Origin of the sequence: Neopusillimonas maritima, assembly GCF_003576595.1 — a bacterium.
In the GTDB taxonomy this organism is placed as follows: domain Bacteria; phylum Pseudomonadota; class Gammaproteobacteria; order Burkholderiales; family Burkholderiaceae_B; genus Neopusillimonas; species Neopusillimonas maritima.
This window is the reverse complement of the sequence record NZ_NQOU01000003.1, coordinates 301,051-314,027: the sequence shown is the minus strand read 5'-3', so window position 1 is coordinate 314,027 and position 12,977 is coordinate 301,051. Positions and strand designations below refer to the sequence as shown.

The window sequence follows — 12,977 nt, the reverse complement described above, 5'->3', positions numbered from 1 at the left end:
TTGGTGACGGTAAGTTTGTTTTGATTTTAGCGGTATCTGAAAACGCTTGCTTCTCACGGTATAATCCCAAGGTTTACTTACTGAAAAATTTCAATCGGGGTTCACACTGTGCTGCCATCTCTTCTTCCAGAGGGGACATCCTCTTTGTCTCCAGCAATCTTGGCATTGGCGGACGGAACCATCTTCAAGGGTGTCTCTATCGGCGCCGATGGACATACTGTCGCCGAGATTGTCTTCAATACATCCATGACCGGGTATCAGGAAATTCTGACCGATCCCAGTTACAACGGTCAAATCGTCACACTTACTTATCCCCACATTGGCAATACCGGCGTTAATCCGGAAGACGTTGAGTCCGCCCGTGTGCATTCCGCCGGGCTGGTTATTCGTGACTGCTCTTTGCGCGTTTCAAACTTCCGCTCAACGCAGTCGCTGCCCGAATATTTGCGCGAGCAGGGCGTGGTGGCGATTTCGGGTGTCGATACCCGTAAACTTACGCGAATTTTGCGTGAGAGCGGTGCGCAGGGCGCCTGCATTATGGTGGGCGATGATGCGCAACAGGCTGTTAAGCTCGCCAAGGCTTTTGCCGGCATGGCCGGACAAGATCTGGCGAAGGTCGTGTCTACTCAAAAACGTTATGAGTGGACTGAAAGCGTTTGGGAACTTGGGCAAGGCCATACTCAGAACAACGACGGCAAGTATCACGTTGTAGCGTACGATTTCGGCGTAAAGTCGAACATCCTGCGTCTCATGAAGCAGCGTGGTTGCCGCATTACTGTGGTGCCGGCTCAAACGCCTGTTGAAGAGGCGCTATCACTCAATCCCGACGGCCTTTTCCTGGCCAACGGCCCGGGTGATCCAGAGCCATGTGATTACGCCGTTGCGACGGCACGCGCCGCGATCCAGAAAAAAATTCCGTTGTTTGGTATTTGTCTGGGCCATCAAATCATGGGCCTGGCCGTGGGGGCCAAAACGCTGAAAATGAAAACGGGGCATCATGGTGCGAATCATCCAGTACAAGACCTGAGCTCCGGGCGCGTGTTCATTACCAGTCAGAATCACGGGTTTGCAGTTGACGCCGATAGCCTGCCTGAAAACACACGAGTAACCCATATTTCGCTGTTCGACGGCACATTGCAAGGTTTCGAGTTAACCGACGCACCTGCGTTTTGTTTTCAGGGTCATCCCGAAGCCAGCCCCGGGCCACACGACATTGTGGTGCTTTTCGACAAATTCATTAGCCTTATGGCTGCACGGAACTAATTCAGCATCATGCCAAAGCGTACAGATATTAAAAGCATTCTTATTATTGGTGCGGGCCCAATTGTTATTGGGCAAGCCTGCGAATTTGACTACTCCGGCGCCCAGGCCTGCAAATCGCTGAAAGCCGAGGGCTATCGCACTATTCTGGTCAATAGTAATCCGGCGACCATCATGACGGATCCGGAAACCGCCGACGTTACTTACGTTGAACCCATTACATGGCAAGCGGTTGAAAAGATTATTGAAGTTGAGAAGCCCGATGCGCTTTTGCCTACGATGGGTGGACAAACGGCGCTTAATTGCGCGCTTGATCTCGAGCGTTTCGGTGTGTTGGAAAAGCATGGCGTTGAGTTGATCGGTGCGAATGCGGCCGCAATCGATAAAGCGGAAGACAGGCTGAAATTTAAAGATGCCATGACCAAAATTGGTCTTGAGTCTGCCAAGTCCGGGCTTGCGCATTCAATGGACGAGGCATGGGATGTCCAGCGTCAAATCTCTGAAGTCTCGGGTGGAGCAGGGTTTCCAGTGGTGATTCGCCCCAGCTTCACGTTGGGCGGTTCAGGTGGCGGTATTGCCTATAACACTGAAGAGTTCGAAACCATTTGTCGTCGTGGTCTGGAAGCCTCACCTACCAATGAACTTTTAATCGAAGAGTCGTTGCTGGGCTGGAAAGAGTACGAAATGGAAGTGGTGCGCGACCGCGCCGACAACTGCATTATCGTGTGCTCAATCGAGAACCTGGACCCGATGGGCGTGCACACGGGCGACTCCATTACGGTGGCCCCGGCGCAAACCTTAACCGACAAGGAATATCAGATCATGCGTGATGCATCGATCGCGGTATTGCGTGAAATCGGTGTTGATACAGGTGGGTCGAATGTTCAGTTTGCCCTGAATCCGCACAATGGCCGCATGATTGTCATTGAAATGAACCCGCGTGTTTCGCGCTCATCGGCTTTGGCGTCGAAAGCTACCGGCTTTCCGATTGCGAAAGTGGCTGCGCGTCTGGCGGTGGGTTATACGCTCGACGAGTTGCGCAATGAAATTACCGGTGGTGCAACGCCTGCCTCATTCGAGCCCACAATCGATTACGTGGTAACCAAAGTCCCGCGTTTTGCGTTCGAGAAATTTCCTCAGGCCGATTCCCGCTTAACCACACAAATGAAGTCGGTTGGCGAAGTCATGGCAATGGGTCGCACGTTCCAGGAGTCATTCCAGAAAGCCTTGAGAGGCCTTGAGGTTGGGGTTGACGGCTTGAATCAGAAAACGACTGACCGTGAAAAAATTCAGGTTGAGTTGGGTGAGCCTGGGCCGGAGCGTATCTGGTATGTGGGCGATGCTTTTGCACAGGGTTTTACGCTCGACGAAGTACACAACCTAACCAAGATCGACCCATGGTTTCTGGCTCAAATCAAGGAAATTGTCGACATTGAGCTGGCGCTTGAACAGCGCACGCTGGCCGATCTTGATCACGACACGATGCGCGAATTGAAACGTCGCGGGTTTTCCGACCGTCGTCTGGCTTTTTTGCTTGATACCTCTGAGGGTGAAGTGCGTAAAGTGCGCCATCAACTTGGGGTTCGTCCGGTATATAAGCGGGTTGACACCTGCGCGGCGGAATTCGAAACCAAAACCGCTTACATGTATTCCACTTATGAAGAGGAATGCGAATCGGCTCCTACTGATAAACAGAAAATTATTGTTCTGGGCGGTGGTCCGAACCGTATTGGTCAGGGAATTGAGTTCGACTACTGTTGCGTTCACGCCGCTCTGGCATTACGTGATGATGGTTATGAAACCATTATGGTCAATTGCAATCCGGAAACGGTTTCCACCGATTACGATACGTCCGACAGGCTCTATTTCGAGCCACTCACGCTTGAGGACGTATTGGAAATCGTGCACAAGGAAAAGCCGATTGGCATGATTGTGCAATATGGCGGGCAAACCCCGTTAAAACTGGCGCGTGCCCTTGAAGCAAACGGCGTACCCATTATCGGGACCAGCCCGGAATCAATCGACATTGCGGAAGACCGGGAGCGTTTCCAGAAATTGCTCAGCAAGCTTGGTTTGCGGCAACCTCCGAACAGAACTGCCCGTACAGAGGGCGAGGCAATGGCCTTGGCAGCCGAAATTGGCTACCCGTTGGTCGTGCGGCCCAGCTATGTGCTGGGTGGCCGCGCCATGGAAATTGTGCACGAACCCGCCGATCTGGAACGCTATATGCGTGAAGCGGTGAAAGTTAGCAACGATTCCCCGGTTTTGCTTGATCACTTCCTGAACAATGCAACCGAAGTCGACGTCGATTGCATTTCCGACGGCGAAAAGGTGTTTATCGGGGGCGTAATGGAGCACATTGAACAAGCCGGTGTCCACTCAGGAGATTCGGCTTGCAGTTTGCCGCCTTATTCCTTGTCGGAACAGGAAATCGAGGAAATCAAGCGTCAAACAGGGCTGATGGCCCGTGCCTTGAATGTGAAAGGGTTGATGAATGTCCAGTTTGCCCTTCAAGACAACGAAGTTTATGTTCTTGAAGTGAATCCGCGCGCTTCTCGAACGGTTCCTTATGTTTCCAAGGTTACTGGGCTGCAGTTGGCGAAAATCTCAGCCCGCGTGATGGCAGGCCGTTCTCTGGCCGATTTGGGTGTTACCAAAGAGGTGGTGCCTCAGTATTTTTCGGTTAAAGAAGCCGTATTCCCGTTTGTTAAGTTCCCCGGCGTAGACACGATTCTCGGGCCGGAAATGAAGTCCACGGGCGAAGTAATGGGTGTAGGAGAAAGCTTCGGTGAAGCGTTTGTGAAGTCGCAAATGGCTGCCGGTGTCACTTTGCCGAAATCCGGTGTGGCGTTCATCAGCGTGAAGGCGCAAGACAAGCCCAAGGCGGTTGAGGTCGCGCGTGGTTTGGCAGATCTCGGGTTCAGCGTTGTGGCAACCCGAGGCACCGCGTCAGCGATCGAGGCGGCCGGTATTCCGGTTCAAGTTGTCAACAAGGTGGCAGAAGGGCGCCCGAACATTGTCGACATGGTCAAGAATAATGAAATTGCCTTGGTCATCAACACGGTGGAAGAGCGTCGTAACGCCATTGCAGACTCACGTCATATTCGTACGGTCGCGCTGGCCTCCAGGGTGACGTTCTTTACAACTATTGCCGGTGCACGTGCCGCTGTTGAAGGCTTGCAATATCTGCGTCAGGGTGACGGCCTGAAAGTTTATTCGTTGCAACACTTGCATAAAACCCTGGTTGTATAGTGACCGAGGGCGGGCAAGGTTAATGAAGCGCGTATTCATTACCGGGGCGAGCAGCGGCATTGGTGCCGCGCTCGCCCGTTTTTATGCCGCTCAAGGATGTGAGTTGGGTTTGGTTGGCCGTCGAGCCGATGCGCTTCAAAAGGTGATTGACTCGGTTCAGGGCGAATACCATCAAACCTATGTGCTTGATGTAAACAATCGCGATGCCTTGCATGAGGCCGCGCATGCTTTTCAGTCAATTGGGCCGGTTGATGTCGTGATCGCGTCGGCGGGTATCAGTGTTGGAACGCTGACCGAGGCCGAGGAGGATTTCGAAATCTTTCAGCGCATCATGCAGACCAATGTGATGGCCACCGTGGCGACATTCGAGCCATTTATTGCCGGCATGAAAGCCAGATCAGACGGCCGATTGGTGGCGGTGGGCAGTGTTGCCGGCGTTCGGGGTTTGCCGGGTGCAGGCGCTTACAGTGCATCAAAGGCCGCCGTGCGCAATTATTGTGAAAGTTTGCGGGTAGAGCTCACCAACACCGGGATAAAGGTCATTACGTTGGCTCCCGGATTTATTGATACTCCCATGACGGCGCATAATCCCTACCATATGCCGTTTTTAATGCCGGTTGATGCGTTTGCCGAGCGCGCGGCCAAAGCGATTGAGCGGGGCGACGGTTATCGCGTTATACCCTGGCAAATGGCGTGGGTGGGGCGAATGCTTGGTTTAGTACCGAATTTCCTTTATGACCGGGCGGCCCAGAAGCGAAAGCGCAAGCCGCGGGCATCTGAATAGTTGCGGTTGTGCGGACACACCCTTAAACTCACGCCCAACTGTAAATCAATTTCAATATTAACGACACTTTAAAAAGGCATTTCAATGTCAGATTCTTATTTCCCAGCCTGGCGTAAAGTCAGCCCGGATGCTCAGGGAGGGGTGGTTCAGCCCAACGAATACATGTCGTGGCCTCAGAATGTGGCGATGGGCGCACAGCACGTGGTGGCCATGTTTGGTTCCACGATTCTTGCGCCGCTTTTAATGGGGTTTGATCCCAATGTCGCGATTCTTATGTCCGGTATCGGGACCCTTATCTTCTTTTTCTTTGTGGGCGGGCGTGTCCCCAGTTATTTAGGATCCAGTTTTGCATTTATTGGTGGGGTCATTGCGGTAACCGGCTATGCCGGCGCCGGGCCCAATGCCAATATCGGCGTGGCGCTGGGGGCAATTATTGCCTGCGGGGTCGTGTATACGGTTATTGGCCTGATTGTTTGGTGGGTCAACGCGCGTTCCGGCGACGGCGCCAATTGGATCGACAATTGGATGCCGCCGGTTGTTACCGGCTCCATTGTGGCCGTCATTGGTTTGAACCTGGCGCCTATTGCCGTAAAAGGGGCAATGGGCGGTACCACTTTCGAAGCGCTCATGGCGCTGCTAACCGTTTTATGCGTGGGCGGCGTAGCGGTCTATACCCGCGGGGTTACGCAACGGTTGCTTATTCTGGTTGGCCTGCTTTTGGCTTGTTTTCTGTATTGGGTTTTGGCTAACGGCATGGGTTTCGGTACCCCAATGGATTTCAGCGGTGTAGCAAGCGCGGCGTGGTTCGGCCTGCCCACATTCTCCAGCCCGGTTTTCGAAGTTGGCGCCATGAGCGTCATTGCCCCGGTTGCCATCATTCTTGTGGCCGAAAATTTGGGGCATATCAAGGCCGTCAGCGCGATGACCGGCCAGAATCTCGATAAATATCTGGGTCGGGCATTCGTTGGGGACGGGGTTGCCACCATGGTGTCGGGCGCCGTTGGGGGAACAGGCGTGACAACCTATGCCGAGAATATTGGTGTCATGACCGTGACCCGTATTTACGCGTCATTGGTTTTTGTTATTGCGGCTTTAATCGCTATTTTTCTTGGCTTTTCACCCAAGTTTGGTGCGTTGATCCAATTAATTCCAGGGCCGGTCCTGGGTGGCATGTCAATTGTGGTTTTTGGGCTCATTGCCATTGCGGGTGCTCGTATCTGGGTGGTTAATCAGGTTGACTTCACCAATAATCGTAATTTGATTGTGGCATCGGTTACGTTGGTACTGGGCGCCGGTAATTTTGGGCTTCAGTTGGGTGCGTTCCGCCTGGACGGCATCGGTACGGCTACATTCGGCGCGATTATTCTGTATGCGCTGTTACGAATTGGCAGTCGTGGAAAATCGCTATAACCATTAGTTTTAATTCGTTTAACCTAATGACTTGCTTTTTATCTGAACTTTGCCGACAATAACCCCAGATCCCCGGTTCTTCGATCCGGGGATTTGCTTTGTCTCCACAACATTGTTGTGATCAATCCGGCGCTCCTCTCGGGGCGTCTTTTTACTTTATTCAGGAAGCATTATGTCTGCGATTCCGTTGACAGTAAGCGGTGTTGAGCGCTTACAACAAGAATTACATCGATTGAAAACCGTGGAACGGCCCGAGGTAATTAATGCCATTGCCGAAGCACGTGCTCAAGGCGATTTGTCGGAGAACGCCGAGTACGATGCTGCGCGTGAACGGCAGGCGTTTGTGGAAGGTCGTATCAAAGAGTTGGAAGGAACCTTGTCGAATGCGCAAGTTATTGACCCCTCGACACTTGATAGCGAGGGCAAGGCGGTATTCGGCGCAACTGTGGAAATCGAGGACCTGGAATCAGGGAAACGGGTCCGCTATCAGATTGTGGGTGATATTGAGGCGGATATCCGCGAAAATCGCATCTCTATTTCCAGTCCGGTCGCTCGTGCAATAATTGGTCGTTCGGAAGGCGATGTTGTTGAGGTTCAGGCGCCCTCGGGTGTGCGTGAGTACGAAGTCTTGTCGATCAGCTACGTCTGATTAGTCAGTCCGGCGTTACTCATGCGTCAGGCAAGCGCCTGAAGGCGCAATTTTGTTGCAGGCCCGCACCGAAAGCGTGACGGGCTTTTGTTTTTAGAAGGCTGCAATACAAGGCTTAACGGCTTCTGGTGCTCAGGCGCCGCCGGGCACCGGCTTTCAAAGACAGCGCGCTGCCGGATCGTTTGGGAATGCCATGTGAGCCGGCAACTTTACGCATACCGGGTTTTTGCAGGCCTTCCATTGACATTGCTCTTCGCGCTTGCGGAGCGGCTTCTTCAAGACGCTCTGTTTTACGGGCTGCACGCTTTGCGATTTCGCCTTTGCGGGTGCGGGTGATGCCCGATGCGGCCAGTTTTTTGGGTGTGTGAGGTTCCGATGCCCTGCGCACGGCGCGGGTCTGTAAATCGGCAGCTTGAGCGGCCAATTCCGACTCATTGGGGCGATACAGAATTAATGTTTTGCCCAAATGGTGGACGGGTGCACACGATAAGGTTTCACATAAAGTGTCAAGCATTTCCTGACGGGAGTCGCGGTCTTCACCGGCAGCTTTTACTTTAATAAGCTGGTGCGCGGTAAGATTACGGTCGATTTCCTTGATGACAGCCTCGGTGAGGCCCTTGTCGCCAAGTAAAACGACGGGGCGCAAAGGGTGGGCGCGGGCGCGAAGTGCGCTGCGTTCTTGCGAAGTAAGTTCTAATTTCGGCATAAAGAGATTGTAAGGGAATGGCGAAGAAAAAATTCTCGAAAAACTGGGTTCACCAGCATATTAACGACCCTTTTGTGAAAATGGCGCAACAAAAGGGCTATCGCGCACGCGCGGCATACAAATTAACCGAAATACTGGACACCGAAAAACTGTTGCGTAAGGGTGACGTTGTGGTTGACCTGGGTGCAACACCGGGCAGTTGGTCGCAGGTTGTACGCGAGCGATTGCTTGGAGCCGGTGGGCGAGTCGATGGGCGTATTATCGCATTAGATCTATTACCCATGGAGCCCATTGCCGGGGTGGAGTTTATTCAGGGAGACTTTCGTGAGGAAAGTGTGCTTGGTCAGCTTGAGGAAATGCTGGGAGGTTCGAAGGTTGACCTTGTTATTTCCGACATGGCCCCCAACTTATCGGGTGTAGGGGCGGCAGATTCCGCACGTATCCAGCATGTTTGTGAGTTGGCGCTTGAATTTTCGATGAATCATCTAAAGCCTGATGGGACGCTTATTGTGAAGGCGTTTCACGGCAGTGGGTTTTCTCAAATCGTCCAGATGTTCAAACAACACTTTGTACGTGTGGTAGAGCGCAAACCCAAGGCGTCGCGCGATAAGTCTTCAGAAACTTTTCTTGTCGGACAGCGTCTTAAGTCTACGGGTATCAGGGTTTTCCCATAAAACCGTCGGACAGGTTAGAATGGCTTATCAGCGGTTGGTCAGATTTCTGTCAGTTTTGTCTGGCCGGGTATTTTCAGGAGGTTGGCGTTGAACAACTCGTTTTCCAAAGTCGCAATCTGGATGGTGATTGCACTGGTGCTGTTTACGGTTTTTAAGCAGTTCGATGGTCGTGTGACCACGTCTGAAACCGTCACATATACCCAGTTCATGGATGACGCCCGGGCTGGGCGTATTTCCAAGGTGGATATCCAGGGGGACACGCTACACGTGACGCCTGAATCCGGTCGTCCTTACACATTAACCTCCCCGGGTGATCTCTGGATGGTGCCGGAGCTGGTCAAGTCGGGTGTGCAGGTTTCCGGCAAAGCCCGGGAAGAGCCCTCGTTCCTTGCCAGTGTGTTTATCTCCTGGTTCCCCATGCTGTTGTTAATCGCGGTATGGATTTTCTTCATGCGCCAAATGCAAGGTGGCGGCAAGGGTGGTGCGTTCAGTTTCGGTAAATCACGTGCCCGCATGATGGACGAAAACACCAACAATATTACGTTTGCCGATGTGGCGGGCTGCGACGAAGCCAAGGAAGACGTTAAAGAATTGGTTGATTTCCTGCGCGACCCAACCAAGTTTCAGCGTCTGGGCGGGCGTATTCCACGCGGCGTTCTGCTTGTCGGGTCGCCGGGTACCGGTAAAACTTTGTTGGCCAAGGCAATTGCCGGCGAGGCGAAAGTACCGTTTTTCAGTATTTCCGGTTCGGATTTCGTTGAGATGTTCGTTGGCGTGGGCGCCGCACGCGTTCGCGACATGTTCGAAAACGCCAAGAAGCAGGCCCCTTGCATTATTTTCATTGATGAAATCGATGCCGTGGGTCGTCAACGCGGTGCAGGTTTGGGCGGCGGTAACGACGAGCGCGAACAAACCTTGAACCAATTGCTGGTTGAAATGGACGGCTTTGAGACCGGGCAGGGTGTTTTGGTTATTGCCGCCACTAACCGTCCCGATGTGCTCGACCCGGCGTTATTGCGTCCCGGCCGTTTCGACCGTCAGGTTGTAGTGGGCCTGCCGGATATTCGTGGCCGTGAACAAATTTTGAAAGTGCACATGCGTAAAGTACCGCTTTCAACCAACGTCGACGCCCATGTGCTGGCGCGCGGCACACCCGGGTTTTCCGGTGCGGATTTGGCTAACCTGGTGAATGAGGCTGCGCTATTTGCGGCACGGCGAAGTGGTCGAACCGTTGACATGCAAGACTTCGAGAAAGCCAAAGACAAGATCATTATGGGCGCTGAACGTCGCGGTCTTGTCATGCCGGAAGAAGAGCGGCGTAATACGGCTTATCACGAGTCCGGCCATGCGCTGGTGGCGCGTTCGTTACCCAAAACAGATCCGGTCCATAAAGTTACTATCATTCCACACGGTCGTGCATTGGGCGTCACCATGCAGTTGCCTGAAGGTGATCGCTATAGTATGGACAAGGAGCGTCTGCTGAATACCATTGCGGTGTTGTTCGGGGGGCGTATTGCTGAAGAAGTGTTCATGAATCAAATGACGACGGGCGCATCGAACGACTTCGAGCGGGCAACGGCCATCGCACGCGACATCGTGACACGTTACGGCATGACTGAATCTCTTGGGCCTATGGTGTACGCCGAGAATGAAGGTGAAGTCTTTTTGGGGCGCAGCGTAACGAAAACAACGCATGTGTCTGAGTCCACCATGCAAAAGGTTGATCAGGAAATTCGTAATATCATTGATCAGCAGTACACGGTTGCGCGCGACATTATCGAAGGTAACCGCGACAAAATGGAAGCCATGACCAAAGCACTGCTGGAGTGGGAAACCATCGATGCCGATCAAATCGACGACATTATGTCTGGTCGTCCGCCTCGGCCTCCCAAAGGTTTGGATGAGTCCTCCGACGATTCGTCTTCAGGCAGTACGCCTTCCGAGGGGGTGTCGGCCTCTGATAATAAAGAAGGTGGCTCCGATACGGCAACCAATCCTGCTTAGACCTTATTTTTTGTCTTACGAATGAATTCAACATTGTTGTGCGGGCGCTTTGAACTAACGTTCAAGCGCCCGCTTGTTATGGGTATCCTGAACATCACGCCGGATTCTTTTTCGGATGGTTCATTACATTTCCAAACAGACAGGGCCATTGCCCATGCGCGTCGCCTGATCGATGAAGGGGCCGATATTATTGACATCGGAGCCGAATCCACCCGCCCTGGGGCGCAACCCGTCGATGTGGAACAAGAGCTTCAACGCCTATTGCCTGTCATTGAAGCGCTCAGGCCGCATAATGTGCCGATTTCCGTTGACACGTTCAAGCCGCTTGTCATGCAACGCGCTTTGCAAGCCGGGGCAGACATGATCAACGATATTTATGGGTTCCGGCAGCCGGGTGCGATTGAGGTCGTAACCGATTCCAATTGTGGTTTGTGCGTCATGCACATGCAGGGCGAGCCACGAACGATGCAAAGCGCGCCCCGTTACGATGACGTTGTGGCGGATATCCGTACTTTCCTGGTGGAGCGGGTAGAGGCATTGCAGACCGCAGGCGTGAGCCCCTCCAGAGTGGTGATTGACCCTGGATTTGGGTTTGGTAAAACAGCCGCGCAAAACTATGCGTTGTTACGCAGGGTTGCTGAATTGCAGTTTGGCGATTATCCATTGGTGGTGGCCTTATCCCGCAAATCGATGATCGGGCATGTTACCGGTCGTGAGGCGCGTGATCGTCTGGGGGGCAGTGTGGCCGGTGCCTTGGCGGGTATTGCCAGAGGTGCGAAAATAGTACGGGTACACGATGTTGCGCTTACGCTGGATGCCATTAAGGTGTGGCAGGCGGTAGAAAATGGAATAGAAGAATGAGTCAAAGAAAATACTTTGGTACGGACGGCGTTCGTGGTGTTGTGGGTGGGGCAACGATTAATCCCTATTTCGCGTTGAAGCTGGGTTTTGCCGCCGGACAGGTGTTGACGCGTCATCATACGCATGGTCGAGGGCGGCCAACCGTTATTATCGGTAAAGATACTCGTATCTCCGGGTATATGCTTGAATCTGCACTTGAAGCTGGGTTATCGGCTGCCGGGGTCGATGTCCTTTTGGCTGGGCCGGTTCCAACCCCCGCAGTTGCTTATCTGACACGTGCTTTGCGCCTGACGGCCGGTATCGTTATTAGCGCGTCGCATAATCCTTATCATGACAACGGCATCAAGTTTTTTTCAGCCTATGGCATGAAGTTGCCCGACGCAATTGAGTCTGAGATCGAGGCGGCCATCGACGGTGAGCTTGGGTGTGTCAGTTCGGAATCGTTGGGTCGAGCCCGACGCGTCGAGGACGCTGCAGGACGCTATATTGAATTTTGCAAAAGCACGTTTCCCAATCATCTCGACTTGTCGGGCTTGCGTTTGGTTGTCGACGCAGCCCACGGAGCGGCCTATCATATTGCGCCGCACGTGTTTCGTGAACTCGGTGCCGAAGTAGTGGAAATCGGTTGCCAACCCGATGGATTCAATATTAATGAGGGTGTGGGCGCATTGCATCCCGAAAATCTGGCTTGCACCGTGCGTGAAGAAGGGGCCGACCTGGGCATTGCACTAGACGGAGACGCCGATCGTTTACAAATGGTTGATGCCAACGGTCGCGTCTACAACGGTGATGAGTTGCTTTATGTTTTGGTGAAAGGTCGTTTGGCTAACGGTCCAGTGGCGGGCGTTGTGGGTACGCTCATGACAAACCTGGGTTTTGAGAAGCAAATGCAGGCATTGGGTGTCGGTTTTGCGCGCGCCAACGTCGGTGATCGTTATGTGCTTGAACTGATGCAGCAAAAGGGTTGGCTTTACGGGGGTGAAAGTTCCGGCCATCTGCTCAGCCTCGACTGTCACACTACGGGAGATGGCATTATTGCCGCTCTGCAGGTATTAACGGCGATACGCAAAACTGGCCTGGATTTGCCCGAATTGGTGGCCGGCTTGTATATGTACCCGCAAAAAATGGTGAATGTGGGGCTTGAGCCGGGTATTGACTGGGAAAAACACGCCGGCTTGCTAGCGGCGCGTGCGCGAGTCGAGGAGAAGTTGGGTGAGCGCGGGCGGGTTTTGATCAGGGCCTCCGGAACCGAGCCGAAGTTGCGTTTAATGGTTGAGGCTGAGGAGGCTGACTTGGCCGAGCAATGTGTGCGAGAATTGGTTGCAGTGAATTTAACAAAGCAGTAACGTAAATATCAAAGTGCTGAAATATTAGGCG

Annotated in this window: 10 protein-coding genes; 9 read left to right on the top strand and 1 reads right to left on the bottom strand. The window is 53.1% G+C overall.

Annotated features, from left to right (window positions below; genetic code table 11):
• The first annotated feature begins 108 nt into the window (after nucleotides 1-108).
• The 5 genes from carA to greA all read left to right on the top strand — a co-directional run bounded on the left by carA (nucleotide 109) and on the right by greA (nucleotide 7,355).
• A complete protein-coding gene (carA, locus tag CJO09_RS10010; protein WP_391523644.1) occupies nucleotides 109-1,263 on the top strand; it encodes a glutamine-hydrolyzing carbamoyl-phosphate synthase small subunit in 1,155 nt (384 codons plus the stop codon).
• 9 nt (nucleotides 1,264-1,272) lie between these two features.
• Entirely contained in the window at nucleotides 1,273-4,512 is a 3,240-nt protein-coding gene (gene carB, locus CJO09_RS10005) for a carbamoyl-phosphate synthase large subunit (protein ID WP_119442205.1), read from the top strand.
• 22 nt (nucleotides 4,513-4,534) lie between these two features.
• Nucleotides 4,535-5,296, top strand: a complete 762-nt coding sequence (locus CJO09_RS10000) for an SDR family oxidoreductase (RefSeq protein WP_119442204.1) — start codon at nucleotides 4,535-4,537, stop codon at nucleotides 5,294-5,296.
• Nucleotides 5,297-5,380: 84 nt separating this feature from the next.
• Nucleotides 5,381-6,706 carry a solute carrier family 23 protein gene (locus CJO09_RS09995; RefSeq protein ID WP_119442203.1) on the top strand — a complete coding sequence of 442 codons (1,326 nt, stop codon included), beginning with the start codon at nucleotides 5,381-5,383 and terminating at the stop codon, nucleotides 6,704-6,706.
• Nucleotides 6,707-6,878: 172 nt separating this feature from the next.
• A complete protein-coding gene (gene greA, locus CJO09_RS09990; RefSeq protein WP_114421087.1) occupies nucleotides 6,879-7,355 on the top strand; it encodes a transcription elongation factor GreA in 477 nt (158 codons plus the stop codon).
• Between the two features lie 115 nt (nucleotides 7,356-7,470).
• On the opposite strand, the gene yhbY is transcribed toward greA, so the two are convergent.
• Nucleotides 7,471-8,061 carry a ribosome assembly RNA-binding protein YhbY gene (gene yhbY, locus CJO09_RS09985; protein ID WP_119442202.1) on the bottom strand — a complete coding sequence of 197 codons (591 nt, stop codon included), beginning with the start codon at nucleotides 8,059-8,061 and terminating at the stop codon, nucleotides 7,471-7,473.
• Between the two features lie 17 nt (nucleotides 8,062-8,078).
• Between yhbY and CJO09_RS09980 the strand changes: the two genes are divergently transcribed.
• The 4 genes from CJO09_RS09980 (at nucleotide 8,079) to glmM (ending at nucleotide 12,946) form a co-directional block, all read left to right on the top strand.
• Nucleotides 8,079-8,735 carry an RlmE family RNA methyltransferase gene (locus tag CJO09_RS09980; protein ID WP_119442201.1) on the top strand — a complete coding sequence of 219 codons (657 nt, stop codon included), beginning with the start codon at nucleotides 8,079-8,081 and terminating at the stop codon, nucleotides 8,733-8,735.
• An 87-nt stretch (nucleotides 8,736-8,822) separates the two neighbouring features.
• Complete coding sequence (gene ftsH / locus CJO09_RS09975; RefSeq protein WP_119442200.1) at nucleotides 8,823-10,739, top strand: ATP-dependent zinc metalloprotease FtsH; 1,917 nt, start codon at nucleotides 8,823-8,825, stop codon at nucleotides 10,737-10,739.
• Nucleotides 10,740-10,760: 21 nt separating this feature from the next.
• Entirely contained in the window at nucleotides 10,761-11,600 is an 840-nt protein-coding gene (gene folP, locus CJO09_RS09970) for a dihydropteroate synthase (protein ID WP_119442199.1), read from the top strand.
• The gene (glmM, locus tag CJO09_RS09965) at nucleotides 11,597-12,946 is read left to right on the top strand and encodes a phosphoglucosamine mutase (RefSeq protein WP_119442198.1); all 1,350 of its coding nucleotides are present in this window, start codon (nucleotides 11,597-11,599) and stop codon (nucleotides 12,944-12,946) included. The genes folP and glmM overlap by 4 nt, the downstream gene beginning before the upstream one ends.
• Nucleotides 12,947-12,977: the final 31 nt, after the last annotated feature.

Bases quoted from the DNA above. Each gene is read 5' to 3' on its own strand.
- CJO09_RS09980 (WP_119442201.1), top strand. From the start codon at position 8,079: ATGGCGAAGAAAAAATTCTCGAAAAACTGGGTTCACCAGCATATTAAC.
- carB (WP_119442205.1), top strand. From the start codon at position 1,273: ATGCCAAAGCGTACAGATATTAAAAGCATTCTTATTATTGGTGCGGGC.
- CJO09_RS09995 (WP_119442203.1), top strand. From the start codon at position 5,381: ATGTCAGATTCTTATTTCCCAGCCTGGCGTAAAGTCAGCCCGGATGCT.
- CJO09_RS10000 (WP_119442204.1), top strand. From the start codon at position 4,535: ATGAAGCGCGTATTCATTACCGGGGCGAGCAGCGGCATTGGTGCCGCG.
- glmM (WP_119442198.1), top strand. From the start codon at position 11,597: ATGAGTCAAAGAAAATACTTTGGTACGGACGGCGTTCGTGGTGTTGTG.
- greA (WP_114421087.1), top strand. From the start codon at position 6,879: ATGTCTGCGATTCCGTTGACAGTAAGCGGTGTTGAGCGCTTACAACAA.
- folP (WP_119442199.1), top strand. From the start codon at position 10,761: ATGAATTCAACATTGTTGTGCGGGCGCTTTGAACTAACGTTCAAGCGC.
- yhbY (WP_119442202.1), bottom strand. From the start codon at position 8,061: ATGCCGAAATTAGAACTTACTTCGCAAGAACGCAGCGCACTTCGCGCC.